The sequence below is a fragment of the Sulfuricurvum sp. genome (assembly GCF_028688295.1).
Taxonomy (GTDB): Bacteria; Campylobacterota; Campylobacteria; order Campylobacterales; family Sulfurimonadaceae; genus Sulfuricurvum.
Window position 1 is genome coordinate 1 of sequence record NZ_JAQTYM010000033.1, and the last position, 24,130, is coordinate 24,130.

The 24,130-nt window shown below is 43.7% G+C and carries 27 protein-coding genes; 10 read left to right on the forward strand and 17 right to left on the reverse strand.

Translation table 11 applies throughout. The features are described from left to right. Nucleotides 1-1,116: GNAT family N-acetyltransferase (locus PHR02_RS08050; protein WP_299990905.1), on the forward strand; the 1,116-nt coding region annotated here is incomplete at its 5' end. Next, nucleotides 1,091-2,032 (forward strand): AAA family ATPase, encoded by a 942-nt coding sequence (locus PHR02_RS08055; protein WP_299990907.1) that lies wholly within the window; start codon nucleotides 1,091-1,093, stop codon nucleotides 2,030-2,032. The genes PHR02_RS08050 and PHR02_RS08055, both read left to right, overlap by 26 nt. Nucleotides 2,033-2,150: 118 nt before the next feature. Here PHR02_RS08055 and PHR02_RS08060 read toward each other — a convergent pair whose 3' ends face one another. The 3 genes from PHR02_RS08060 to PHR02_RS08070 form a co-directional block, all read right to left on the reverse strand. Further along, entirely contained in the window at nucleotides 2,151-2,807 is a 657-nt protein-coding gene (locus tag PHR02_RS08060) for a hypothetical protein (RefSeq protein ID WP_299990909.1), read from the reverse strand. Nucleotides 2,808-2,933: 126 nt separating this feature from the next. After that, nucleotides 2,934-3,137 (reverse strand): hypothetical protein, encoded by a 204-nt coding sequence (locus PHR02_RS08065; protein ID WP_299990911.1) that lies wholly within the window; start codon nucleotides 3,135-3,137, stop codon nucleotides 2,934-2,936. Beyond that, nucleotides 3,134-3,706, reverse strand: coding sequence for a hypothetical protein (locus tag PHR02_RS08070; RefSeq protein ID WP_299990913.1), 573 nt, complete (start codon nucleotides 3,704-3,706; stop codon nucleotides 3,134-3,136). Before PHR02_RS08070 ends, PHR02_RS08065 begins: the two co-directional genes overlap by 4 nt. 132 nt (nucleotides 3,707-3,838) lie before the next feature. On the opposite strand from PHR02_RS08070, the gene PHR02_RS08075 reads away from it, so the two are divergent. Then, a complete protein-coding gene (locus PHR02_RS08075; protein ID WP_299990915.1) occupies nucleotides 3,839-4,486 on the forward strand; it encodes a TetR/AcrR family transcriptional regulator in 648 nt (215 codons plus the stop codon). Here the strand turns inward: PHR02_RS08075 and PHR02_RS08080 are convergent. Together PHR02_RS08080 and PHR02_RS08085 are read right to left on the reverse strand one after the other, a co-directional pair. After that, on the reverse strand, nucleotides 4,475-4,831 hold the full coding sequence (locus tag PHR02_RS08080) for a HepT-like ribonuclease domain-containing protein (protein ID WP_299990917.1): 357 nt from the start codon (nucleotides 4,829-4,831) through the stop codon (nucleotides 4,475-4,477). The two genes, PHR02_RS08075 and PHR02_RS08080, sit on opposite strands and share 12 nt — an antisense overlap. Next, complete coding sequence (locus PHR02_RS08085; RefSeq protein ID WP_299990919.1) at nucleotides 4,824-5,138, reverse strand: nucleotidyltransferase domain-containing protein; 315 nt, start codon at nucleotides 5,136-5,138, stop codon at nucleotides 4,824-4,826. Before PHR02_RS08085 ends, PHR02_RS08080 begins: the two co-directional genes overlap by 8 nt. A 174-nt stretch (nucleotides 5,139-5,312) precedes the next feature. Here PHR02_RS08085 and PHR02_RS08090 point away from each other — a divergent pair, with 174 nt between their 5' ends. From PHR02_RS08090 to argB, 5 genes are read left to right on the forward strand one after another with little or no spacing between them, the layout of a single operon-like run. Continuing rightward, nucleotides 5,313-6,125 (forward strand): ferritin-like domain-containing protein, encoded by an 813-nt coding sequence (locus PHR02_RS08090; RefSeq protein WP_299990920.1) that lies wholly within the window; start codon nucleotides 5,313-5,315, stop codon nucleotides 6,123-6,125. Nucleotides 6,126-6,184: 59 nt separating this feature from the next. Further along, entirely contained in the window at nucleotides 6,185-6,985 is an 801-nt protein-coding gene (locus tag PHR02_RS08095; RefSeq protein ID WP_299990922.1) for an NAD+ synthase, read from the forward strand. A 9-nt stretch (nucleotides 6,986-6,994) separates the two neighbouring features. Then, nucleotides 6,995-8,113 carry a DegT/DnrJ/EryC1/StrS family aminotransferase gene (locus PHR02_RS08100; RefSeq protein ID WP_299990924.1) on the forward strand — a complete coding sequence of 373 codons (1,119 nt, stop codon included), beginning with the start codon at nucleotides 6,995-6,997 and terminating at the stop codon, nucleotides 8,111-8,113. Beyond that, nucleotides 8,110-9,024 (forward strand): tetraacyldisaccharide 4'-kinase, encoded by a 915-nt coding sequence (locus PHR02_RS08105; RefSeq protein WP_299990926.1) that lies wholly within the window; start codon nucleotides 8,110-8,112, stop codon nucleotides 9,022-9,024. Before PHR02_RS08100 ends, PHR02_RS08105 begins: the two co-directional genes overlap by 4 nt. Further along, complete coding sequence (argB, locus tag PHR02_RS08110) at nucleotides 9,008-9,859, forward strand: acetylglutamate kinase (protein ID WP_299990928.1); 852 nt, start codon at nucleotides 9,008-9,010, stop codon at nucleotides 9,857-9,859. Before PHR02_RS08105 ends, argB begins: the two co-directional genes overlap by 17 nt. Before the next feature lie 4 nt (nucleotides 9,860-9,863). On the opposite strand, the gene PHR02_RS08115 is transcribed toward argB, so the two are convergent. The 8 genes from PHR02_RS08115 to PHR02_RS08150 are packed head-to-tail and all read right to left on the reverse strand — an operon-like array spanning nucleotide 9,864 to nucleotide 19,791. Then, the gene (locus PHR02_RS08115; RefSeq protein ID WP_299990930.1) at nucleotides 9,864-11,351 is read right to left on the reverse strand and encodes a YiiX/YebB-like N1pC/P60 family cysteine hydrolase; all 1,488 of its coding nucleotides are present in this window, start codon (nucleotides 11,349-11,351) and stop codon (nucleotides 9,864-9,866) included. Beyond that, the gene (locus tag PHR02_RS08120) at nucleotides 11,348-12,607 is read right to left on the reverse strand and encodes an MFS transporter (RefSeq protein WP_299990932.1); all 1,260 of its coding nucleotides are present in this window, start codon (nucleotides 12,605-12,607) and stop codon (nucleotides 11,348-11,350) included. Before PHR02_RS08120 ends, PHR02_RS08115 begins: the two co-directional genes overlap by 4 nt. After that, nucleotides 12,604-14,733, reverse strand: coding sequence for a bifunctional acyl-ACP--phospholipid O-acyltransferase/long-chain-fatty-acid--ACP ligase (gene aas / locus PHR02_RS08125; protein ID WP_299990934.1), 2,130 nt, complete (start codon nucleotides 14,731-14,733; stop codon nucleotides 12,604-12,606). The genes PHR02_RS08120 and aas overlap by 4 nt, the downstream gene beginning before the upstream one ends. Next, a complete protein-coding gene (locus tag PHR02_RS08130; RefSeq protein ID WP_299990935.1) occupies nucleotides 14,726-15,043 on the reverse strand; it encodes a metalloregulator ArsR/SmtB family transcription factor in 318 nt (105 codons plus the stop codon). The genes aas and PHR02_RS08130 overlap by 8 nt, the downstream gene beginning before the upstream one ends. Before the next feature lie 49 nt (nucleotides 15,044-15,092). Then, a complete protein-coding gene (locus tag PHR02_RS08135; protein WP_299990937.1) occupies nucleotides 15,093-16,466 on the reverse strand; it encodes a dual specificity protein phosphatase family protein in 1,374 nt (457 codons plus the stop codon). Further along, nucleotides 16,427-18,130 (reverse strand): bifunctional alpha/beta hydrolase/class I SAM-dependent methyltransferase, encoded by a 1,704-nt coding sequence (locus PHR02_RS08140; protein ID WP_299990939.1) that lies wholly within the window; start codon nucleotides 18,128-18,130, stop codon nucleotides 16,427-16,429. Before PHR02_RS08140 ends, PHR02_RS08135 begins: the two co-directional genes overlap by 40 nt. A 1-nt stretch (nucleotide 18,131) precedes the next feature. Next, on the reverse strand, nucleotides 18,132-19,115 hold the full coding sequence (locus PHR02_RS08145) for an amidohydrolase family protein (RefSeq protein WP_299990941.1): 984 nt from the start codon (nucleotides 19,113-19,115) through the stop codon (nucleotides 18,132-18,134). 55 nt (nucleotides 19,116-19,170) lie between these two features. Next, the gene (locus PHR02_RS08150; protein WP_299990943.1) at nucleotides 19,171-19,791 is read right to left on the reverse strand and encodes a hypothetical protein; all 621 of its coding nucleotides are present in this window, start codon (nucleotides 19,789-19,791) and stop codon (nucleotides 19,171-19,173) included. A gap of 167 nt (nucleotides 19,792-19,958) precedes the next feature. Between PHR02_RS08150 and PHR02_RS08155 the strand changes: the two genes are divergently transcribed. Beyond that, the gene (locus PHR02_RS08155) at nucleotides 19,959-20,180 is read left to right on the forward strand and encodes a hypothetical protein (RefSeq protein WP_299990945.1); all 222 of its coding nucleotides are present in this window, start codon (nucleotides 19,959-19,961) and stop codon (nucleotides 20,178-20,180) included. After that, on the forward strand, nucleotides 20,177-20,596 hold the full coding sequence (locus PHR02_RS08160; RefSeq protein WP_299990947.1) for a type II toxin-antitoxin system VapC family toxin: 420 nt from the start codon (nucleotides 20,177-20,179) through the stop codon (nucleotides 20,594-20,596). The genes PHR02_RS08155 and PHR02_RS08160 overlap by 4 nt, the downstream gene beginning before the upstream one ends. 15 nt (nucleotides 20,597-20,611) lie before the next feature. Here the strand turns inward: PHR02_RS08160 and PHR02_RS08165 are convergent, their stop codons facing one another. The 4 genes from PHR02_RS08165 to PHR02_RS08180 form a co-directional block, all read right to left on the reverse strand. Further along, nucleotides 20,612-21,232, reverse strand: coding sequence for a lysophospholipid acyltransferase family protein (locus PHR02_RS08165; RefSeq protein ID WP_299990949.1), 621 nt, complete (start codon nucleotides 21,230-21,232; stop codon nucleotides 20,612-20,614). Between the two features lie 8 nt (nucleotides 21,233-21,240). Continuing rightward, nucleotides 21,241-22,179: a phosphatidate cytidylyltransferase gene (locus PHR02_RS08170; RefSeq protein ID WP_299990951.1), complete on the reverse strand. Its 939-nt coding sequence runs from the start codon at nucleotides 22,177-22,179 to the stop codon at nucleotides 21,241-21,243. Continuing rightward, a complete protein-coding gene (locus PHR02_RS08175) occupies nucleotides 22,176-22,775 on the reverse strand; it encodes a CDP-alcohol phosphatidyltransferase family protein (RefSeq protein ID WP_299990953.1) in 600 nt (199 codons plus the stop codon). The genes PHR02_RS08170 and PHR02_RS08175 overlap by 4 nt, the downstream gene beginning before the upstream one ends. Nucleotides 22,776-22,839: 64 nt before the next feature. Next, nucleotides 22,840-24,057, reverse strand: coding sequence for a diguanylate cyclase (locus PHR02_RS08180; RefSeq protein ID WP_299990955.1), 1,218 nt, complete (start codon nucleotides 24,055-24,057; stop codon nucleotides 22,840-22,842). Nucleotides 24,058-24,130: the final 73 nt, after the last annotated feature.

Below are 24,130 nucleotides of genomic sequence, written 5' to 3' on the forward strand. Positions count from 1 at the left end.
ATTGGAAATAAAGTTTTTTATATTCAACAAGTGGTTGATGCCCTTAGACACTTACATCCTAAAACATATGAAATAAGACTGCCTAACTTATCAAATTCATTTTTACATGAACTGAATGTCAAGTTACCATTTTTTGATTCACTTCGTGAAGATTATAGTAAATTTGATGAATGGTTTATTGAAAAAAGTAGGGAAGGGAGAAAGGCACAAATAGCAAGAGACGATGAAGGCAATTTGAGTGCAATTTTGATTTATAAAGAAGAAATTGGAGAAATTATTACTAATGATAGTAGAGGTCTAGGAGCTAAAAGCTTAAAATTATCTACTTTTAAAGTTGGCGAAGAAGTAAGAGGACAAAAAATTGGGGAGCTTTTTTTAAAAAGTTCTTTTGAATATGCGAGAAAAAATGCGTGTAAGTATGTATACCTTACCGTCCATCCTGATAAACATGGCTATTTACAAGATTTGTGTAAAGAATTTGGTTTTTTTGAGTTTGGAAAAGATATAAAAAGTAATCGTGATATGATTTTAGCTAAGCAAATAGGTATAGATATAGGTGATCCATCCATCCATCCATTTGAATTTCACCGTCTTTATTCGCCATCGTTTATGTGTAATGTATCAAAATATATTATTCCTATACAACCACAGTTTCATGAGGTTCTTTTTCCGGATAAACAAAGGCAAACATCACTGTTTTCAGTGAATAAAGCTGCAGGTAATACAATTAAAAAAGCTTACCTATCTCATTCAAATTTGTCATGCATGAATTCAGGAGATTTGGTCTTTTTTTATCGTTCAAATGATTTAAAAAGTATTACGACCTTAGCAATAGTAGAAAAGTTCTTTATTTCAGATGATGCAGATTTTATAGCTGGTGAAGTAGCGAAAAGGACAGTCTATTCGTTTAATGATATAGCAGAAATGAGTGTTAAACCTACAAAAGTTATATTGTTTAGACAGGTATTTCATCTTAACGATGGTATTTCATTAAAGTGGCTTTTTGACAATGGAATTGTGAATGGCAATATCCAATCAATTACAAGTATCGATGATAATAAATTTCAAAAAGTTTTAATAAAGGGCACTAATGAAACTTGCGTTAATGTCAATTAGACCTGAATATGCATTTAAAATACTTTTTGAACAAAAAAAATTTGAGTATCGAAAAGTGTCATTATCTGATGATGTTTCACATGTAGTTATCTATGCCACCGCCCCAATCCAAAGAATTATAGGAATTGCATCTGTTAAACGGATATTAAAGGGATCACCACATAGAATATGGGAAAATACAAAAAAAGAAGGTGGAGTAGTAAGAAGTTTTTATAGGGATTATTTTAAAGGAAAAAAATATGCTTATGCTATTGAACTTGAAAAGATTATACCATTGAATAATTGGTTAGTTCCAAATACACTCTTTCCAAATTTTGTTCCTCCTCAATCATTTAAATATATATCTGATACGTATCTAGAAATATTATTGACAGAAGAGAAAGAAAAGAAGAATCAAGTTATTTTTATGGGTGGTATACATGGTGTAGGTAAGAGTACATTATGCAAAAAACTTCAAAATGATTTTAATATTCTTTCAATGACAGCAAGTCAGCTAATAAAGGAAGTATCTGAAAAAGAAGAAGGGAAAAATAAATTTGTAAAGAACATAGATACTAATCAACATAAATTAATAAAGCAAATAAAAAAATATACTTTAGATGGATACTTTATTTTAGATGGGCATTTTACTTTATTGGATAAAAAAAGAAATATAAAAAAAATTGAAGCGAATGTATTTCGGCAGATGAATTTACATTTAATGATACTAATAGATTTAGAGCCTGAAATTATTGTAAATAGGTTAAAACAAAGAGATAATATTGTATATGATATTGACCTAATTAGACAAATGAGAGATGAAGAAATATTACATGCTAAATCTATATCTCAAGAGTTAGGTATCCCTTTATATATTATTGAAAGTAATAAATACGAAAATTTAAAAGAGATTTTTTCATCGATCATATCAACTTAACAAACATACTAAATAAAAAGAGACCTTATTCTTTATTATGGGTTAAAATCAGGCAAAACTAATTAACTTCTTCACTGATGTTAAATTTTTGTACTTACTCATTGTAACTTTCACCTATTTAATTAGTATCGAATAGTTTGATTGATTTCAGATCATTTATGTATTTTGTTGAAATTGGTTTATTGTGATTATCACGTCGTTTATCTTTCTTATTAGCAACAAATCTATAAGTCTTATCTTGAAAGTTTGCTGCAAAACAAATGGACTTTTCAGTTAATCCGATACGCTTTCCACATGTTATATCAAGTTCTTTTTTATGATGCTTGACAAGTTTTATGGAATTATCGTTAAATAAGGCTTGGAGCTTTGAATGACTTTCACTTTCAAGATTGTTACTAAATAAATCAGTTATTTCTTGTCTGACCTTGGCAGGACCAGTAATAAACTTATTATCATTTTGGTTACGTAGTTCACGAATTAAGATGCTTCCGAAATTAATTCCATTTCCAAAAGTGTAATCAATTCCACCACGCGCGATTGATTTTTCATGAACATACCATTTCCCAAATTCAAGTTGCATACAATGCATATGAGCATAGGGGTCTTTATGTGCTTGAGTATTAAAATAATAAAACTCAAGTTCTGTAATATCAAAACACTCATTCGCAACTTGTAAATGATGCTCTTGCATTAATGATTGTACTGCTTTATAAAAAGCACCTAAAATATTTTCAGGTTTAGTGTCATGTATTGCATTGAGGTGTTGATGAAGCATTTTATATCCGAATGTATTTTAATATAGACAATATATCATTAATACTCAAAAATGAATATGCATTATGCTGAATATATTAGCGAGCACATCTGAAACCTCAGAAAAGGGATTTGAAGTGTTGTATGTTCACCACGCAAAAACATTACGTGGATAAAACATTCTCCCGATTACAACCATACCAAATAGTATTCCGACATGACTCCACTCAAATGTGGCTCCGATTATCATAATAACTAAACAATAGAGTGCCGTTACCGCTAAAAACCATCCGCTGAGTAAAAGTATTAACACCCCTACGACACGACATATCGTTCCAATTGTATTACTCATCGTTGCTCCTTTAACGCTGCTATGATCGCTTGGATTTGGCGGCGGTGGATGAAGGTGTGCATGTACATAAATGAGTTCCAGTCGAAGTTGTTGAACGAGTAGAACCACGGATGGGGTTTGGTCATTTTAGAATGGTGTTTTGGTAAAGCGTTGTAAAAGGTTTTGTACTCATCGATAAAGGCTTTAAAATCATCGAGTGTACCGGAACGGTTGGCGAACGGTTTTACCCCTGCAATCGTGACGATTTCACTGTATTCCCTCTCCTGTGAGAGGGCAGTGATAACCTCCATCACTTTATGTCCCGTGATGCAGAGGTGCTCGATCACCATGTTGAGGGAAAATTGGCGTGAGTGATCTTCGATGGCGAAGGTTTTGTCGATAACGACTTGTTGTAACCTCTCCACTTCTTGTAACTCCTCCAAAAGAGAGATGATGATACGTGCTTCGCGTTTGAAAAGCCAAAAAGCGATTTGCCATGTAAAAAATGTCCGTACAAGTGGAATCAACAACAGCCGTATGAGTAAAAACTCTCCTCGCGGCAATCCATCCCCCGGTTTTCCTTGTACCATATCAGCTCCTCACCCAATCAGATAGGTGCATGGTAGTCTCAATCTTCTAAATTAAATCTTAAAATTAGTGTAAATACTCTAATTTGTAAAATGGTATTCGTATATCTACTCTAAATATGGTAGAATTTTCCCATGACAAAGCCAAAAAAGATAACGACTAAAGAGCGGATTAAAAACGCGGCGATCGAGCTGTTCAATGCCCATGACTCACTCTCTATCACGACTAACCATATCGCTAAAGCGGCGGGAATGTCTGCGGGAAATCTCTATTATCATTATCGCAACAAAGAGGAAATCATCCGAGAAATCTACTCGGATATATCACAGCGGATGGAATTATCAAAAAGTTTTGAAAAAATGGTTAGTTCGGATAACCCTTTGAGGGTATTGGATGAATCGCAAGAGCATTTTGGGGATCTGTTTTGGGAATACCGATTTTTTATGCGGGATGCTCCGGTGTTAATGGCTCTCGATAGTGAGCTAAAAAGAGCGTTTGTCGCTAATCAAGAGAAGCGGATCATTCAGATAACTGGGCTAATTAGATTCCTCATCAGCGAAGAGATTTTAGAAAACATTGCTAAAGAGGATATTCCCCTCCGCGCCAAGCTCTATTGGTTCGTTACGGCGTATTGGCAGGTATTTGCCTCGATGGATGGTGAAGTGAGCCGTGAGTCGATACGGGAGACAAAAGAGACGATGTTTAAAGTCCATATTGCCCCGTTTTTATCGGAGAAAGGGCGGGGGATGATAGAGGTTGCAGAAAAAAGATCAAGTATTTAAAATCTTTTTGATCCCCTGTTTGATAACAGGTAAACGTCCTTCAATCACATTTTCAACGATATAAAGATCAATCCCTTCATAATCATGGGCGATGAAATTACGAAGCTCATAGCTCCCTTTGATGTCTTGCTTTTCAAAGTTGGAGAGTATTTCGAGTTCACCAGTATGGAGGAGTTTATCGAACTGCTCTGCGATAGAGGTGAGGTGCATGAGGATCGAAGCGCGGGAGTTCTCTTCGTCTTCGAGGGCATTGATAATAGAACCGCTGTTTCGGACGATATTTTCGATAAAGCCGATTTTTTTATTGATCACACGAATACGTTCTAACGCTCTTTCACTATACATAGATAATATCCTTGGTGATGGACTCTTTCATGCTCGAAGTGCTGTCCAAATCGAAAATATCACTGCTACGATGGAACTTTTCAAATATCCGCTGTTTAATCTTTGCAACTTCATCAAAATAGGTGTAGGCATTACGGTGTTGTAGGTAGTTTTCCTCTTTTTTGATAGCGATATCGATGTCGCTGTAGAGGGTGTTTTCATTACGCGCATAACTGCCGAAGAGTCCGAGTTGAACAATACCACTTTGGTGAAGCTCACTTTTGATCTCGTGCAGATATTCTAAAATATGTTCTTTTGTCGGTTTCATGCGAATATTATACAATGAAATTCTACGATTAGATTTTTCTTTTCACCAAATACTATGGTGACATGGTTTCAGTCAATAGCACTCAGAAAACAAGAGAAGTAAATAATAAAGTGCCATTTTTATAGGTGAAAAAAGAATGGATAATTAGACCATGATATAGCTATAATTCCAATTATGGAACTCTATCACACCCTTGAAACTATTTTAACCGCTTCGACTGCGAGTCAAAAAATCGATTTGTTTAAACACTTTTATACTGCCTATAGAGGTGGTGGAATAAAACGTGAAGTAGCTCAAGAAACGATGGTTTTTATTCACCCGTCATACAAAGATTTTTGTACGTTAACCGATCCTAAAGAGGTTCCTAAACGGACAAAACTCAACACGCCGCACGGACAAAAATTACTCCTTCATGCGATCGCTCATATCGAATACAGTGCTATCGATCTAGCACTGGATGCGGTGTATCGTTTTCGTGATTGCGGAGAGAAATTTGAGAGAGATTGGCTTGAAGTGGCGGATGATGAGGTACGCCATTTCGAGATGATCGAAGGTTTACTTCGTGAGCTTGGAAGCTTTTATGGGGATTTTCCTGTTCATGATGGATTGTTTGAAGTATCGATGCGGACACTTGATCTCACGGAGCGCATGGCGGTTGTCCCTAGATATCTCGAAGCGAACGGATTGGATGCGACGCCTCAGATTCTCAAAAAACTCTATTCGTATCGTGAGGATCCGATGATCGGTAAAATCATGGCGGCATTGAATGTTATTTTAGACGAAGAGATAGATCATGTCCGAAAAGGGGATGTGTGGTTTGAATACGCTTGTACAAAGGAAAAAAGATCGCTTGAGTGTTATTTTGAGATTATTGAAAAATATTATCCGAGAAGCTTTCCTCGCAAAATAGACATTAACTGTACTGCGCGTCTTGAGGCAGGATTTACAGCGGATGAACTGTCGAAAATTTCCTTAACTTTGTGTTGATACTTCGTTACCAAAATTAGTTATAATACAAATCGTTAATACAAAAATAAGGTTAAGCGGTGGGTAAATACGAACTAATCAGCCGATATTTGAGTGAATTTTTGAGTCAAGAAGTTCGCAAAACCGGTTTGAAAAAAGTGGTTATTGGTCTGAGTGGAGGGATCGATTCAGCGGTGGTAGCGGTGTTGGCACATCGTCTCTTCTGTGATGATCTGCTCTGCGTCAAAATGCCCTCACACTATTCATCCCAAAATTCGATAGACGATGCGGATGAATTGTGCCGCCAATTTTCTTTGCGTTCTGAAACGCATAGCATTGAACCAATGCTTCGTGCTTATGAAACGTCTGATATGTCACCGCTTCGGATCGGAAATCTTTCAGCACGCTTGCGGATGGTAACGCTGTTTGATATTTCGGCGAGAGAGGGCGCTTTGGTACTGGGTACCAGTAATAAAAGTGAATTGATGCTCGGATACGGAACCCTTTATGGGGATTTGGCAAGTGCACTTAATCCTATCGGGGATTTGTATAAAACCGAAGTATTTGAACTGGCGCGGTATTTAGGTATTCCGAGTTCTATCATTGATAAACCGCCGTCTGCTGATTTGTGGGCAGGGCAGAGTGATGAGACGGAAATTGGCTATCCCTACAGTGAACTCGATCGTGTGTTAAAACGTTACGTTGAAGAACGTCACACTCTAGAGGAAATGGTTAGAGATGGTGAAAACCCTCAATTAGTCGATATGATAGTAAATCGAATTTATAAGAATCAGTTTAAACGTAAAATGCCTTTAATAGCAAAATTGACCTCAAGAACGGTCAACCATGATTTTAATTATCCCAGAGATATAACCCTATAAGGAAAAAAAATGAGTATCCCTTTTTACCGTGTCGAAGTTGGCGGAGATGAGCGTGAAAAGATTGACGAAGTGCTTGATGGTGAAGCACCGACTATTATTGAAGATTTAGAAGCAGCTTTTGAATCGTATGTAGGGGCTTCGTATGCTCTTGCTACCTCTCATGGGACAGCAGCACTTCATTTGGCGATGCTGGCGATTGATCTCAAACGGGGTGATAAAGTGCTCTGCTCGATTAATGCGTATCCTTCTGTTCCTGAAGTGGTTCGTCATTTTGATGCAGAACCGATTTTTATCGATATTAATCCCGATACGTTCACCATCGATTTGGATAAATTGGAAGCTTATTTGTTGGAAAATAAATCCAAAAAACTCAAAGCGGTAATCGTTTCTCACATTGCAGGACAAAGTGTTGAATTGGATCGTTTGTATGAGATTGCAAAGCAATACGATGTGAAGATTATCGAAGATGCATCCGATGCACTCGGAGCAACCTATAAGGGGCAAAAAATCGGCTCAACCGGTGCTGATATTACCTGTTTTGATTTTAGTCCTCATTTACGTCGTAACGTCTGTAACGGCGGTATGATGGTATGTGATGATGAAGAGATCATGGAGCGTGCCAAATCTCTTCGTAATCATGCGATGGTTATTGAAGATGAAGGGTTGAAATATATCTACGATGTAACCGATATCGGAAGTCAATACATGATTAGCCCTCTTGACGCGGCAACCATTCTGGTACAGTTAGAAAAACAAGATGATAATATTGAACGTCAACGTGAAATTGCAGAGATTTTTAATGAGCGTTTAGCTGATGCTCCGCATATTAAACTTCCGATTGCAAATGAGGAACATGCGTATTCGCTTTATATTATAAAAGTTGACAAAAACCGTGATTCATTTGCACGTGAGCTCTCAGCTCGCGGCATTGAGTGCGGATTACATTATATTCCGCTCCATTTGTTGAGCTATTATAAGTCTAAATATTCGTTGCGTGTTAACGATTTCCCGATTGCATTACGCAACTATCAACAAGTACTCTCTATTCCTAATTATGCCGCTCTTAGCGATGATCAGGTTGAGGAGATTTGTGACGCAATTTTGGATGTAGCCGCAACACGCGTTTGAAACGTTGGTTCGTAAGATGGGGTGAAGGGTATCTCTATCACCCCTCTTTGTTCCAAAAAATCCTCTCTCTAGCCCTTTTACCCCTGAGTTGGCTTTATTGTTTAATCGCTTATATTCGTTATCGTCAAAGCACTCCGAAGTACATGGGTATTCCGGTGATCAGTGTCGGAAACTTGACCGTGGGCGGGAGTGGAAAAACTCCGGTTGTCATAGAATTGGCAAAGCAGTTTGAAAAACCGGCCATAGTATTACGCGGATACGGTCGCAAAAGTCAGGGGATGGTGGTTGTAAAAGATAAATCGACGATTCTTTGCGATGTTATCAAAAGCGGGGACGAAGCGATGCTGTACGCACAGATGCTCACAAATGCTACGGTGATTGTGAGTGAAATTCGAGAACGGGCTATTGCCGAGGCTGTCTCGATGGGATGTGAAGTGGTATTGCTCGATGATGGATATGGCAAGCATAGTATTGATAAGCTTGATCTTGTGATCGATGTTAAGACCCCAAACCGCTTTTGTCTCCCCTCAGGAGCATATCGAGAGAAATTGTGGAGTGATAAGCAGGTTATTATGCTGTATGAGGGGAAATCATTTCAGCGTTCGGTAAAGGTTACCAATCCAACCTCTAAAATGGTACTGGTTACGGCGATTGCCCGCCCTGAGCGACTCGATCCGTATTTGCCGGTGACAATCGAAAAAGTTTATTTTGAAGATCACCACTTTTTTACGCAGGGAGAACTTGAAGCGATAATTGCGCGAACTGAGGCTACGAGCTTATTGGTAACTTCAAAAGACTTTGTTAAAATGTCATCAATGAATCTAAATATCTCGGTTTTGGAACTCTCTCTTGAACTGGATGAAACACTGATAAAAACCCTCAAGGAATACGCTGATGCAAAAAAAGATTGATACCGTCAAAACCCTGATGGACGCAATGCCGTTCATCAAAGAGTTTCGAGATGAGATCGTTGTCATTAAATACGGCGGGTCGGCTCAAACCTCCGATGAACTCAAAGCCAAATTTGCCCAAGACATCGTACTGCTTCACCTCGTCGGGGTGAAAGTGGTGATCGTACACGGTGGCGGGAGCCGTATCTCTCAGCTCCTATCCGATCTTAAAATCCCGACCGAATTTATCGACGGTGAGCGTGTCAGTACACCTGAAGTGATGCGGATTGTCGAGATGGTTCTCAGCGGCGAGATCAACAAAGAGATCACATCTCTGCTCAACTCTTATGGTGCCAAAGCGATCGGTATCAGCGGTAAAGATGCCCATTTTCTAAAAGCAAAACCAAAAGACGAAGCGAAATTCGGTCTGACAGGGCGAGTCGAGAGTGTGAACGGCTCGGTTATCCATAATCTTTTGCAAGAGGGTTTCATCCCTGTTATCGCCCCAATTGGTGCGGATGTCATCGTCGGACATCCAGGATACAACATCAATGCTGATCTCGCCGCTTCAGCAGTAGCAGCGGCTATCGGTGCGTGTAAAGTGATCTTTATGACCGACACTCCGGGTGTGCTCAACAAAGATAAAGAGCTGTTTTCAACCCTCACCGAAGCGCAGGTCGAAGCGCTCAAAGCCGATGGGACGATTGTCGGCGGTATGGTTCCGAAAGTCGATTCATGTCTCGAAGCGGTTGATGCAGGAGTTCAAAAAGCCCACATCATTGACGGACGGATCGAACACGCGATCTTGCTCGAACTTTTCACCTCTGAGGGTGTAGGGACACAGATTACGCTGTAGTCCCTTAGCGGTATCTTTTTTCGATACCCACAAGGGTTCGGTAGAGCTTAGCTCCCTCTTCTTTTGCCCCTTTTACATACACTTTTTTCCCATCATGGGCAAAAAACGTCAACTCTAACGGAGCACTGCGATCTCCTGAAGCGAGTATTGCAATATCATCGGGAGAGATGGTAAAACTGGAGAGGACTTTTTTCGTCATAAAATCGATCTGCGGATAGGCGGCGTAGACGAGTTCGGAACAGACGATCGTCTCGGTGGTGTTGACGTTGAAATCAAAATCGTATTTTTTCCCGAAATGGCTCATCGCCAAATCCAGTGATGTTCGCATCGCATCGGTTTCGAGTCGATTTGGACGTAAAACTGCCACATCATCGATGTTCATAAAATGCTCTACGCTGTTGAGAACGACCCCCTCACGTAATGCTTCTAAGATCACTTTTCCCTCACGAATCTGATCGATGTGTTTACGAACAAACGGGGTATCGAGCGCCCCCAGAGCACGGAGTTGCTCATACGTGCCGATATAAATTGCCGCATGACCGAAATGTCCCGGAATCGTTTTATCGGTGAGGGCGAAAGGGGTCTTTTCGAGGAGAATATCGCCCGGTTTCAGGTGCGCAGAAAACTCTGTGAGAAATTCTCGATCATTACGGAGTTTACCGCTTCGCCATCGAACCATCCCCATCGTATTACCCACACCTTTGGAGAGATTGAATTTGAACTTTTCGACGGTGGCAAACGGCAGGTCGATCGCTCTGGAGAGGAGCGAGCCGACCTGATCGGAGATTTGGGTAAAGGCGTTATCCCCTCCGAGTTTAGAACGCATAGCAGAGTGCTCAACATACCCATAAAGAGCTCGGATCGTCGGATCGCCTTTGGCGATATGGTAGGCGATACTTTGGCGATTCTCCTCGAAAAATCGGATCGCATCAAGCATAGTGGAACGATACGTAATGGTAGAAGCACGCATCAATGAATCTTTGTAAAAATTCCCCTCTACGCCGTATTCAGGATAGGCTTCATTGAGTTTTTCCCGCAGAGCACTCTTTGAGGCAAACTGCCCCTCCATAAAATGGGCATTATCATAGAGGGTGAGTGCCGCCGCCATTGAGATGAGGATCGATTCGATGCGGTCTCGATCATTGAGTGAATCATCGGTGCGATAGAGGACATGGCGATAGCGCAGTGCATAAGGGAAAAGGGTGGTGCGGATCGCATCGGCTTCACCGATAGAAGAGGCGATGGTCGCCGAAAGAGCGGCAGGAATTGCCCCTTTACGCGACGCAGTCGCTTTATCGGCTTCGTCGACAAACGTGGGGATCTTTTGGCGAAGGGTTAGAGAGCGTTGGATCAGTTTTTCGACCGCTACCGCGTCATTATGACGGGCACTATCGACAATTTGTGCCAAATCCGATTGTGTCCGATCCGCTCCAAAGACAGGCGCCGTTATGATCATTAACGCACATGAAGCTCCTATTAGCAGTTTTTTCATTTTTCTCTCCTCACCTTATAGATAATAGTTCCTACCAGCGCCGTCCCCAACGCGACCATTCCAAATAGCCATGCGATGTTATAACCCACCGAGAGGATTGCCATCGTCATTATTGCCCCCAAAACCATAAACAGTGCATTCAAGATGTTGTTAGCGGCGATGATCCGTGAACGTGCCTCAGGTGCGCTGCGCTCCTGAACCAGCGCATAAAGCGGGACACTGTAAAGTCCGCCGAAGATTCCCAGCAGTGTCACATCGACAACGATCCGCCAAAAATGGATATTCTGCGACAATGCACCAGAAGATTCAAACGTTCCGATCCCCCATGCAAAATCAACCCCTGCAACCGCCATCCCGATCCCTCCGGCAACGACAATACCGTAGCGGACATGGTGATAACTCAACCGCTCACACAGTGCCGATCCGATACCAATCCCCAGAGTAAAGAGGGCGAGGATCAGCGTCACCGTCTCCTCACTCCCCATCAAAAGATCTTTCACCAATGAGGGGAACTGCGAGAGGAGCAACGCCCCATAGAGCCAAAACCATGATATCGCCAAAATAGCTAAAAAGACGAGGCGATCTCGATACGCCAATTTGATAGCGTCCGAAGTGTGCTTCCAAAACCCAATCCGAAACGGCTCTGCACGGTGCGGTGGCGGAGCGGAGGGGATATAGCGGCTAAAGAGATAGCCAACCACAGCGACAATCAGTGCAGATGATGAAGCGATCACCCCACCGTTGGGGATTGCGGCGAGTGCACCCCCCGCAATCGTTCCGAGTAAAATCGCTCCGAACGTCCCAGACTCGATGAGGGCATTCGCCCCGATCAGCTCACCTTGTTGCATGTGCTGCGGAATGATGGAGTATTTGATAGGACCAAAAAGGGTCGAGTGCATCCCCATCCCGAACACAACGAGTAAAAGTGTCGTAAATGTGTGGGTAGCAAATCCCGCCACGGCGACGATCATCATTATGATTTCCCACACTTTTACGATCCGTGCAAGACGCGCTTTATCGAGTCGATCAGCAATCTCCCCCGATAATCCTGAGAAAAGAAAAAACGGAGCGATAAATACCGCACCGATCAGCGGAGCGAGAAGAGCAGAGGATATCGATGTCCACTCGGCGGCTTGAAAAGTGAGCAATACCGCGAGGGTATTTTTATAGAGATTATCGTTGAATGCCCCTAAAAACTGTGTCCCGAACAATGGGGCAAAGCGTTTGGAACGAAAGAGATAAAACGGTGTACTCATGCCTCTGCCGCCATCGATTTGAGGGTGACGTAGTCGGTTTTACCGGTACCTAAGACAGGGATAGCATCGACATAAACGATTTTTTTAGGGACGGCGATTTCAGGGTATCCCCCTGCGCGTGCGGCTTGTTGGAGGATATCGCGTTTAAGCTCTCTGTCGGTAGTAAAGAGGACGAGTGCTTCCCCTCTGGACTCATCGCTTTGAGACGATGTGGCGTGAAAATGGCTCGCAGATGCGGTGAGGGCGAGTTTCTCGACTGATTCGAGCGAGATCATCTCCCCCGCGATTTTGGCGAATCGTTTTACCCGTCCCGCAATTCGGACAAATCCCTCATCATCGATGGTGACGATATCTCCCGTATCGTACCACCCCTCACCCGCCTCAGAGGTTGGTTTTTCTAAAAATCCGGGACGCTCTGAGCGTAGATAGCCGCTCATCACATTGGCACCCTTGACATGTAAAATACCCCCCGCATCAATCCCTGGTACAGGGATGAGTTTTGTCTCTATCCCCGGTAAAATCTGCCCTACACTTCCGCTTCGGTAGGCCATCGGAGTATTGACAGCGATGACGGGAGCCGTTTCGGTCGCCCCGTACCCCTCGAAAATTCGTATTCCGAATTTCTCAAACCACAGCTCTTTGACACTGGCGGAAAGTTTTTCTGCCCCTGCGACCACGTATCGGAGACGGTAAAAATCGTACGGATGTGCGTGTGCGGCATAATGGTTCAAAAAGGTACTGGTTCCAAAGAGGATCGTGCACGAACGGTCATACGCGATCTCAGGGATAACCCGATAATGCAGAGGAGATGGGTACAAAAAGAGTCGTATCCCGCCCAGAATCGGCAACAGTGTCCCTGCCGTCAATCCGAATGAGTGGAAAATAGGTAAAGCGTTAAGCACCTTATCCTCGGTCGAGAAATCGACGATGGCACGGATTTGGGCGATGTTCGCCAAAATTGCCTCGTGTGATAATACAACTCCTTTGGGTTTCCCCTCAGATCCTGAGGTAAAGAGGATGACGCACGGTGATGTGGGATCGGATTTGACCCGAACAGCGTTAGGGAAAAAGCGTGCATACCCCATCAACCAGAGCTTATCCATTAACCCCATCTCGGCTTTGAGATCTTCGAGGTAGAGGAGTCGGACGTTTTTCAACGCACCCAGTTTCGCGTCAAGTTTGGCTTGTTCCACAAACGCTTTTGAGGTAATAATCGTTTGGATCATTGCCCCCTCACACGCACTTTGCAACCCGTCGCTTCCGGCGGTAAAGTTGAGCATTGCAGGGGTTCGCCCAAACGCACTAAGCCCTAAAATCAGTGCTAGTGTAGGAACCGCCGTCGGCATCAACACCCCCACCGCTTCCCCGCTTTGAGTATGTGGGATTAAAAGCCGTCCGAGACCGAGCGTCATGGTGAGAAGTTGACGATAGGTGTATTCTATTTGTTTCGTGTCTTCGATAATCTCTCGTGAGGCACCATACACCTCCACGGCATCGAGAAATGCCCCGTAGAGATCATTCGGTCGGCGTGATTCGAAAAGAGATTTTTGCAACAGTGTGCGCATCGCTTCACCTGCTTTGGTTCGTCTCTGATGAGCACTCCCCCCCTCAGAGATACTCAGTCGTGTCGGAGTACAGTAGGTGAGGGTGATTTGAGGAAACCAGCTTTTGGGATGATCGTTCCCCATACGCGATAGGGTGCTAAACGTTGCTCCCTCGATAATCACGGGATGGATTGTTGCTTCGGTTTTGACCGTCACAAATGCCGAACCCTCATAAATCTTCATCAAACTCCCCGTAGTCGTGATCCGCCCCTCAGGGAAGATAACGACAGGACGACCGCTCTCGACGAGACGGATAATCTGTTTGATCGCCATCGGATTGGCGGGATCGACAACGAGATATTCGCTGAGAGAGAGAAACATCCGAATAAGGGGGCGTTTAGCAATTTCGGTATTGACAACAAAAACCGGGTTAATCGGAAGCACTAGCCCTAAAATCAGACCATCTAAAAATGACTGATGATTGGCGATGATCACGGTGTGGTTCTCCGCGCGTTGAAACTCACCGACCACTTTTACCCGAAATAAAAGACGGACGATCACATATAAAATCGCTTTAATCATTTGTTTTTCCTTGTAAATAGTTGAGTACATTTCCGAACGTCTTTTCTAGCAACGGCTTGTTAATCCAAAACCACACCTCTTTCCCTTTTTTCTCGCTCAATAACACTTCGGCTTGGCGGAGGATTTTGAGATGGTGAGAAACGGTGGTACGCGCCAGTGTCGAGGCCTCTGCTATTTGACCAGCGGTGAGCCGCTCATCGGGTTCGAAAAGCATTAGCATTCGCTGACGGTGCTCATCTCCCAATGCGGTAAAAATATCGGACATCGGTTTCCACTCGGGTGGAAGAACGTCGGTGTAATTGGTTTTCATGGTAATAATCCTAAAATCTTAAACATATAGATATGATAATAAATCTGAGCTAATATGAGACTGAATCACTCGCGCGAAGTGAATCTAAATGCGATTGATACAGACCCAGTGCCACATAAACGTATTTCGATTTGACATACGCGGGACGGATACTATTGAGCCGCTCTTCGATCTGCTCCATCGTGTATCCACGGTACAACATCCACGCACTGATTGCCATAACACTCCGAGAGAGCCCTAGAGCGCAATGGACATACACACCGTTCTCTTTTTTATCTTCGATCATCATAACGACGCGGTGAAGCGCTTCGGGAGAGGGGATCGTTAAATCCAAAAACGGTATTCTCGTCTGTTCCAGTGCGGAGCGGTTGATTTGATGCTCCAATGCCAGATTGATTGCATGGTTGATCCCATGCGATCTAATCGAGTCATACTCATCCTTTGCAGGATGTCGTCCGACATAAACCTTCTCTTCGACATGGCTCATTAACGGCAATTTCCGTTTGTACCATCGCCATGATAAATTCGTACCGATAAAATAGGGGGCGAATACGATCCACTGCCATAATGAAGCCTTTGAGCTTTCCCCTGCGATAAGATGATTAAATCCAAACGCATAGACGATAGCCACCGACGCCATCGAGAGAAACAGCCACAGTGCGATGAGGGAGTGATACGCGAATGCAGCGACGAGAAACAAAACTGCCGTACCTAAATAATAAAGCCCCACTTTGAGACTGCGCGGAGTGGTAAATCGGTTCAATACTTTGCTGTTTTGATGGATCATGGCAACAGCCGCTCCTCCGACTAACGCCCCAGTCGGGAGGTCGATAAAATGGTGTTGATACACCAGCAGTGTGGAGAGGGCGATGAGCCATAACCACAGTGCCACGGCATATTTTAGAAAAACGTTTTTCAAATGAGCGCGCATTGACATCCACAGCACGATGGCAAAACTGATGTGCAATGAGGGGAGCTGATTGTAGGGCAGATCGGCACTTAGAAGTCCGAAGAGCCATTGGTACTGATCGCTGTGAGGTTTTTCAAACCCGAATTGGAGCGGAAAAAGGGTAAAGATGAGGACTGATAAAGCAACGATAAAGAGCACCCGCAACGCAAGGATACGAAGCTCCAAACGGCTCTGCGGGAGCAAAAATGCGATACAAAACATCACGTCCGAAGACATATAGGGGATGATGAATGAAGGGACGAACGGAATGTGCCGTTCCCACTCCATAAAAATCGAGGGGTGGGAGGTGAGCGAAGCGTACTGATTCGCCGCACCGTAGAGGATAAAAAAGAGCGCCCCCATAAAAAGTACCCATACAAATCGCTCTTTGAGGGTGGCAGAGGCGTCTAGGGCAGGATCAAACGGATACATGGTTATCTGCGTCGCGCCGATGAGACGGTGAAAATGCCCCAATCATCGATCCGCATCCCCTCTTTGTCAAATCCGTACGAGCCAAAGAGGGTATCGAGTTCATACTGGCTTCGGCGGCGCATTATCCATTGCGTTTGCTGATGGTTCCCTAGCACATGAGCGATCTGTTCCAACTGCGGATGCCACGGCTGACCCGTATAGACCAGATACCCATTCGGTGCGATCATCGAGGTTATCCCCTCAATGGCATTTTGGATCAGCGTATTTTGTTCAAACAGCTCGAACACCCCTGAAACAACAACGATATTCGGCTCATACACACTTCGGTCGTAATTGGTTTTATCAAACGCATCGGCTTGCTCGTAGCGGATGTTCGTGAGATCCCGTTCATGTGCCAATGCGCGCCCTTGTTCGACGTTTTGTTCCTGATAATCGCGCACTAGCACCTCGATATCAGGGTACTCCTCTGCGAGTTCGATGAGATAGCGAGCAGGTCCTCCGGCGATGTCGAGGATTTTCACCCCTTTTCCCTCGTTTCGTAGCTGATCGATTTTTTCGCGGATAGTAATGATAGCGTTGATTTTACGCTGACGAATCCCTCTCCATCCGATACTCTCCAGATAGTTTTTGTCGGACATTTTCCCGAGGATTCCCACACCGCTTGGGGTATTTTTGTAGACATAATCGAGGGTTACCCCCGAATCGAACCCGTATTTCAACCCGATCTTCATCCCATCGCTCATCCATCCAAGACGATTGAGCATAAAGCGCTGAACACCGAAAGAGAGTTTTTGACACGAGGTGATCTCCCCTCGTGCAATCTTATCTTTTTCGTTTTGGGTCAACGCGATGAGATGCTCGCTTTTATCGGTTTTAGGGGTGTTGAAACACTTCTCCATAAACACTCCGATGGCATCAATCGCTTTGTGTGCTTCGGCTTCATAGAGGACACCGTGATAAAACCCTTCCAACTCCACGAACCATTTTAGCGGGGAACTGAGGCGGTCATAAAATACCTTTTGCACACGGCTGTCGACGACATAATCCGATGTTGCCGAGAGTACCAATGTCGGGGTGACGATGTGGCTCGCATCCTCCACAATCCGCTTTGCGGTATCGAGGAGTGTCACGAGCTGTCGTGCGGGGATGTTCGGGGTGATGAGGGGATCGGTGTTGTATTTCTCCTGCTCTATCGTATTATGGGTCAAAAACTTCGCTTTGACGTAGGATTTGATGTTCATGCGGGGATTAAACCGTATCATCAGATCAAGAGATAGTTTGGCGAGAGGGACATAGAGTTTGATGACAAACGCCGGAGCGACCAGTGCCATCCCTGCGATACGTGGAGCATAATCGTGCACCCACGTCGAAGCGACGACCCCCGCGACCGAGTTGGCGACGACGAAAATATCTTCGGCACTTTTTCCCTCTTTGGCACAGACGAAGCGAACAAACGCCTCCAAATCGCGCACCAGATTCATGAACTCATAGGTCGCCTCTGCTCGGGTGTATCCGTGTCCCCGATTGTCATACGAGAACACTTTGTACCCCTCGAAAATAGCGTTACGGGCGATAGGATCGAGTCGCTCTGAGTGCTCATGCCCACGATGGAGGAGCAACACGATTTTGCCGTTAGAATTTTGCGGCGACCATTCACGATAAAAAAGTTCTGAACCATCGAAGCTTGCGAAATTTCCGGTTGTCATCTTATTCTCCTAATAGTTTGGTGTAATTGGTATAGATGGGACTCTCAGTTGGAAAATACTCTAAAATCGCTTTAGCATAGCGATCAAACGGGTTCGCTTCGCGCGAGAGGGCAAAGCGTTTGCGATAGGGGAGATCGTAGCTGTTGAGCATCGTGCTAAAGGGTACGGGGAAATCGGTGCCGAAGAGGAGCTTGTGATGGATGTCGCTCTGTCTGCTCAGATGGCGCAATACTTTTGCTCTCACGGGGGTGAGGAGGGCGCTGATGTCGGCGTAGAGATTCGGATAACGCTTGAGCATATCGATGAGGATGTAATACTCGTCGTTAAAATGTTTCGGATTTTTGGATAGGGCTTTGAATATTTGGCGCGGCTCATAGGTGAGCGCCATGTGGGCGCAGATTACCTGAACCCCCGCTTCGAGCGGTTGATCGAGCATCTCTATACTCTCGCACGATTTAAAAGAGTGAACACTGCTCTCACTCCCTACATGGACGATCAGAGGCAGACCACGCTGTGCGAGTTTGTCGAAATAGGGGCGGTAACGCGCTTCGCGGGTATCGACCCCCCAGTAGTTTTGCAAAAACTTCGCTCCGGCAAATCCCGCATCGGCGTAGCGGTCGATGAGATCGAGCGCATCGGGGCGTTTGGGGTTGATGGAGAAAAAGGGGATGATGACATCCTCGTTCCCTCGGTACAGTGCCGCTACGTCCTCATTGGTTGCACATACGGTGATGTCTTTGTGAAGAATTTCTCCCTCTTCATCAACCCGTGCATCGACACCGAAGAGGACGATTTTCTCAACATGTTGTGAACCTCTGACCGACTCGACCAACGCGCGGGTGTATTCGCCGTAGGGATCGTTCACGAGCGCTTTTGGGTTCATCCCGAACTTTTTAGCGAAAAAACGCAATGCCAATTTGTCGTAAAAACGATCAAACGCAACATCACTGCTGAGAAGGTGGGTATGGATATCAATGGTTTTCATAACTACATTCCTAAAAACTTAAACATATTGACATATTACGGGTGATTTGCTGAATTTATTCTGAACGACGACGAACATTGTGTTCCTGACGATAAGCAATGTATTGCGATAAATATTCCCACAAAAATAATATGAAAATAAAAATGGATACCTTTTTTACAAACGAATAAAATCCATTATGGTCTTTATTTTTTAAATCACTTTGATAACTTTCATCGTATGAATATATTAATTTTCCATCAATTTCAAGCTGACTTATTTCATTAGCTTTTGTATGAGGTCTTGGAAACCACCAAACTTTAACACGTATCTCAGGATCAAATCGACTCAATGGATTTAACCCCTGAGATTTCATAAGATTATTTCTATACTGACTCAAAGCATGCTCAAAAAATATTTTTTTGCCATCAAGTGTTAATACATAATCTAACTTTCTACTATGTGAAAATACCCAGACACCACTATCAACATTCATTTGTGATAACAATGGATATTTATACCCTTCATACGGCAAATACTCAAGTTTATAAAATTGAAATCCCCAAACCATTAACAAACTACATGTCATAAAGGCTATAAAAGCGCGTATTTTTGCCCACTTATAAGGAATTTTATAAATATCCCAAAAAAAGAACCATTGTTTCAATGCTCTGCCAGTTACGATAAAAAATGTCATATATCCCTCTCCCCCGCCTTTTTAATAACCGCTAAAATATCTAAAGTAGTTTATCTTAAACATATTTTGTTTTTGATTTGATGAGGAGTGAAACTTCAATTTATGGTGTATTTATTCTCCTTTACTGGTTATAATTTCTATTATAGAATGAGTAGTGGAGGTGAGATATGCACTCTATCCGATTAGATGTTAGTGACAAGATATTTGATAATGTCATGTTTTTTTTGAATCAGCTTCCCAAAAGCGATCTAAAAATAAAAGTTGCCACCTCCAAACAAGATACTCAAAAAGCTAAAAGTTTGGTAGAGTTTTTTCAATCCTCTCCGCTTGTGGATCAGATCAGTGTTGAGCGATCATCCGAAACTTACAGCGACAGAGTCCGTTTTTGAATTATCTCTTAGACACCAACGTCATCTCAGAACTCATCTCTAAAATACCCAATGCAGGCGTGATAGAGTTTCTAAATGTGGCAGAGGAAAAGAGTCTCTTTTTATCCGTTATTACCTTAGGTGAAATAAAAGCGGGGATAGAAAAATTATCCGATGGAAGTAAAAAAGAGAAACTTAGTAATTGGCTCGAAATCGATCTACTCAATCGCTTCAATGATCGAATTATTGATGTCGATTTGGGTGTAATGATGCGATGGGGAGAGATCGTTAGCCGATCTCAAGCACTTGGCAGAGTGCTTCCGATTATGGATTCACTTATTGCGGCGCAATGTGCCATCCATGATTTGGTATTAATAACCCGCAATCAAAAAGATTTTGAGAATCTGTCGCTCACAATTATCAATCCCTTCAAATAGTTTTTATGACTTTTTTTACACATCCCTCTCCCCCGCCTTTTTAATAACCTCTTCCAACCGCTCCGTAAACGCTTGGGTATCTTCCTCGCCGATCATCATCGGCTCATTGATATGAACATCGATGATAAAGGGGACGAGCAACGCTTCCCCTTTGGGGAGGACTTTTCCCGCACCGCCGAGATAGATGGGGACAACGCTGATATGGGGAGCCATTTTTGCCAAATGGGCAACGCCGGATTTGAATTTACTCATCTGCTCTGCTTCCCCGCGACTCCCCTCTGGAAAAAGGATGATGCTATCTCCCGCTTCGAGAGCTTGGCGCACCGATTCGAGGGGATGGGTGTGTGATCTCTCTACCTTTCGGCTCAGGGGGATAATCCCGATAAACTGGGTCGAGAACCACGCTATGAGGCGGTTTTTCATAAAATAGTCCGCCGCCGCGACGGGGCGGATACGGTGGATTTTGCGCAGGGGAAAGAGGCTCATGAGGACAAGGGTATCGAGATGGCTGTTGTGGTTGGCGACGATGATGCAGGGTTTGTCGTGACTTAGGTGTTCGCGTCCCCGCACATGAACCCCGAAGATCAGCAGTATCGTAGGACGGACGATGAGGGCGAAAAAGAGCCATTTTAGCATCGTGTATCCTAATAGTAGAGATAGTAGGTGAAATGGAAAAAAAGCGGTGCGGTATAGGTGAGACTATCGACACGATCAAGTATTCCCCCATGCCCCGGCAATAGATGCCCCGAATCTTTGACTCCGATGTCCCGTTTGACCATCGAAATGACGACATCTCCCACGAACCCAGCGCCGCTGATGAGCATCCCCGCCGCGAGTGCTTGAAGCGTCGTAAATGGGGTGAGAAACGAAAATGCTACCGCGAGAGCGCTGAGGGTTACAAACGCCCCTACGAACCCCTCGACGGTTTTGTTGGGACTTACTTTCGGGACGATTTTATGGCGACCCAGAGCCTTGCCCCAGAGATATTGTAATACATCATTGAGTTCGGTGAGGACGACGAGATAGAGCACCAACTCTTTGCCTCCGACATCATGCCCCGCCACGGCAGGAAGCGTCATCATGTAGGCGAGGTGGCTGAGACCGAAGACGAACATCATCAGTCCCCACTGCACGCGACTCGTGTTCTCTAAAAATCCCTGCGTCTCTCCGATGAGTACCTGACGAAACGGGAGGAGTAAAAAGAGGTAGACGGGTATCCAAATGATAAACATCCCATACCACTGCGCCCCCGCGAACCAGTACTGAAACACGATGGAGAGGTAGGCGTAAAAGATGATCCGACGATCGGTGCGACGGGTGGGGATAAGGGTGAAATACTCTTTGAGGGCGAGATAGCTGATGAGGGCGAAAAAGAACATCGCCACAGTGGTGTTGAGCATCGCCCCGAGTATAAACGCGCCGATAATGATCCACCACGAATAGATACGGTCTTTCAACTCTTGGGATGTTTTGGCGCGAAAGATCACAGATACGATGAGGGTAGCAAACGCCAATATCCCCAAAATAATCAGCAAAACAATCCCGCTCTTACCTGAAAAAAGTGTGGTGATAGTCTCTATCATGATTTTAACCCCCGCACAGAGCGTCGAAGCACCGTCCATCCCCCCATAAATGTGGCGACGATCATTATGGCATCAAACCACCCATCAGGCAAAACTCCCAGCCCAAGAGCCAGCGAGAGGGCACCGATCACAAAAGCACGGTCGCTTTTCCCCATCGGTCCATCATAGCGTCTCACTCCGCCGATGAGCGCTCCCAGTACCCCCGCCATCTCAGTGAGGATAGCCATAATGACGAACAGTACAACCCAAAGTGCCGAAACACCGCCAATCAGGGCAAAAGGGAGATAAAGTGCCGCATCCGAGAGGACATCGCTCATCTCATTCAGCATCGCCCCCCCGTCGCTTTTCATATCGTGCTCTTTGGCGAGCATCCCATCAATCGCGTTGAGCGCCATTCTCACAAACATCACCGCAGGGATGGAGAGAAGTGTCCAGAGTGCACCGTGGGTGAGGGCAACAGCACCCCCAGCGATAAAAGAGAGCGCGAGTGCCGCATAGGTGATTTGATTCGGAGTTACCCCCGCGTGTGCCAAATTTTGGACTGTAGGACGAAGAAGATTTTGGAATGCAGGTTTGAGATCGTAGATGGTCGCCATTCATATTCCACATGAGAAGATGGTGTATTTTAGTATAAAAAAACAAAAAATACTATTTTTTGGCTTAATATTCTGAACTAATGACTTGGTTTCGTCCATTTGCTTTGGCTTGATAGAGGGCACGGTCGGCACGTAAGAGAAGATCATCCATTTTCTGATCGCTTGGAAGCATAGAAGCAACACCGACACTTACCGTAAAATTAATGGCTTCATTGTCTAAATGTATCACTATTTCGGAGGTGCTTTTGACAATACGCTCCGCTAAATGGATACTCTCTTTCAACGATGTTTCAAACAACAATGCAGTAAACTCTTCCCCTCCCATTCGTCCGAAAATATCACTCTCTCTTAAGTGTTTTTTACAATTGTCGGCAAACTGTTTGAGTGCCTGATCTCCAACCTGATGCCCGTATGTATCGTTGATCGCCTTAAAATTATCAAGATCGAATGACAAAACACAGAGCTCTTTTTGGTTTCGTTTTGCCATAACGAAATATTGATCTCCGACGTCAAAAAAGCTTCGTCGGTTTCGGATATTGGTGAGGTAATCGGTTGTAGCGATATGGTTTAACCCTATGTTGAGTTGTTCGAGTTCTAATGTCCGTTCTTTCACCTCTTGCTCCAGTTGAGCGGCATAGTCGTGTTCGGCATTCAAAATGACATTTTTTTGTTGATTAAGTTTTTCAATCATCAAATTAAACTTTTTTTGAAGGAGATCAAGCTCGCTGCTTTTAGGAACATTTACACTGATTTTATGCTGATCGAGATTCTCAAATTCAATGTCGCCGATTTGATTGGTAAGATCGGTGAGAGGCTCAACGAGATTTTTTTGAAATGCCCAAATAAATAAAAATAACAATATCACACTTTTGATCATGGCATTGAGGATTATCAGAATTACCCCTGTTTTGACTATGTCGATAACACTGTTTTGATCGGAGGAGATGATTGCTTTTGCTATCACTATTTTTTGCATATTATGTACTTTATATATGTTAAATTCATGAGAAAAGCGGTTGGTTATGTTATGTGCTTGATGATGAGTGATAATATTTCCAGAAGGGTCCAAAAGGATGACCTCTTTTACAAATGAAAGTTTGGAAATGGAATCGCTCAAACTCTCTATCTGATCCACATCCATATCCCAAATAGCATTTTGGAGTGAATTTATATAGGTATTTTCAAGGGAGACTAGATCTTTTTGGACATTGTTTTTGGTATCGTAATATTCAATCATAATCTGAGTAATCGTCATGATCAAGGTGATGACGAAATAGATCAAAAATATTTTTTTGAGTAGCTTTACTGATATGGAATTTTTAATAAACATCTATTCGGACTTTTTTAATAGTGTA

What these genes read in the sequence shown, in the direction of transcription:
- PHR02_RS08055 (WP_299990907.1), top strand. Translation starts at nt 1,091, where the DNA reads ATGAAACTTGCGTTAATGTCAATTAGACCTGAATATGCATTTAAAATA.
- PHR02_RS08060 (WP_299990909.1), bottom strand. Translation starts at nt 2,807, where the DNA reads ATGCTTCATCAACACCTCAATGCAATACATGACACTAAACCTGAAAAT.
- PHR02_RS08065 (WP_299990911.1), bottom strand. Translation starts at nt 3,137, where the DNA reads ATGAGTAATACAATTGGAACGATATGTCGTGTCGTAGGGGTGTTAATA.
- PHR02_RS08070 (WP_299990913.1), bottom strand. Translation starts at nt 3,706, where the DNA reads ATGGTACAAGGAAAACCGGGGGATGGATTGCCGCGAGGAGAGTTTTTA.
- PHR02_RS08075 (WP_299990915.1), top strand. Translation starts at nt 3,839, where the DNA reads ATGACAAAGCCAAAAAAGATAACGACTAAAGAGCGGATTAAAAACGCG.
- PHR02_RS08080 (WP_299990917.1), bottom strand. Translation starts at nt 4,831, where the DNA reads ATGTATAGTGAAAGAGCGTTAGAACGTATTCGTGTGATCAATAAAAAA.
- PHR02_RS08085 (WP_299990919.1), bottom strand. Translation starts at nt 5,138, where the DNA reads ATGAAACCGACAAAAGAACATATTTTAGAATATCTGCACGAGATCAAA.
- PHR02_RS08090 (WP_299990920.1), top strand. Translation starts at nt 5,313, where the DNA reads ATGGAACTCTATCACACCCTTGAAACTATTTTAACCGCTTCGACTGCG.
- PHR02_RS08100 (WP_299990924.1), top strand. Translation starts at nt 6,995, where the DNA reads ATGAGTATCCCTTTTTACCGTGTCGAAGTTGGCGGAGATGAGCGTGAA.
- argB (WP_299990928.1), top strand. Translation starts at nt 9,008, where the DNA reads ATGCAAAAAAAGATTGATACCGTCAAAACCCTGATGGACGCAATGCCG.
- PHR02_RS08115 (WP_299990930.1), bottom strand. Translation starts at nt 11,351, where the DNA reads ATGAAAAAACTGCTAATAGGAGCTTCATGTGCGTTAATGATCATAACG.
- PHR02_RS08120 (WP_299990932.1), bottom strand. Translation starts at nt 12,607, where the DNA reads ATGAGTACACCGTTTTATCTCTTTCGTTCCAAACGCTTTGCCCCATTG.
- aas (WP_299990934.1), bottom strand. Translation starts at nt 14,733, where the DNA reads ATGATTAAAGCGATTTTATATGTGATCGTCCGTCTTTTATTTCGGGTA.
- PHR02_RS08130 (WP_299990935.1), bottom strand. Translation starts at nt 15,043, where the DNA reads ATGAAAACCAATTACACCGACGTTCTTCCACCCGAGTGGAAACCGATG.
- PHR02_RS08140 (WP_299990939.1), bottom strand. Translation starts at nt 18,130, where the DNA reads ATGACAACCGGAAATTTCGCAAGCTTCGATGGTTCAGAACTTTTTTAT.
- PHR02_RS08145 (WP_299990941.1), bottom strand. Translation starts at nt 19,115, where the DNA reads ATGAAAACCATTGATATCCATACCCACCTTCTCAGCAGTGATGTTGCG.
- PHR02_RS08150 (WP_299990943.1), bottom strand. Translation starts at nt 19,791, where the DNA reads ATGACATTTTTTATCGTAACTGGCAGAGCATTGAAACAATGGTTCTTT.
- PHR02_RS08155 (WP_299990945.1), top strand. Translation starts at nt 19,959, where the DNA reads ATGCACTCTATCCGATTAGATGTTAGTGACAAGATATTTGATAATGTC.
- PHR02_RS08165 (WP_299990949.1), bottom strand. Translation starts at nt 21,232, where the DNA reads ATGCTAAAATGGCTCTTTTTCGCCCTCATCGTCCGTCCTACGATACTG.
- PHR02_RS08170 (WP_299990951.1), bottom strand. Translation starts at nt 22,179, where the DNA reads ATGATAGAGACTATCACCACACTTTTTTCAGGTAAGAGCGGGATTGTT.
- PHR02_RS08175 (WP_299990953.1), bottom strand. Translation starts at nt 22,775, where the DNA reads ATGGCGACCATCTACGATCTCAAACCTGCATTCCAAAATCTTCTTCGT.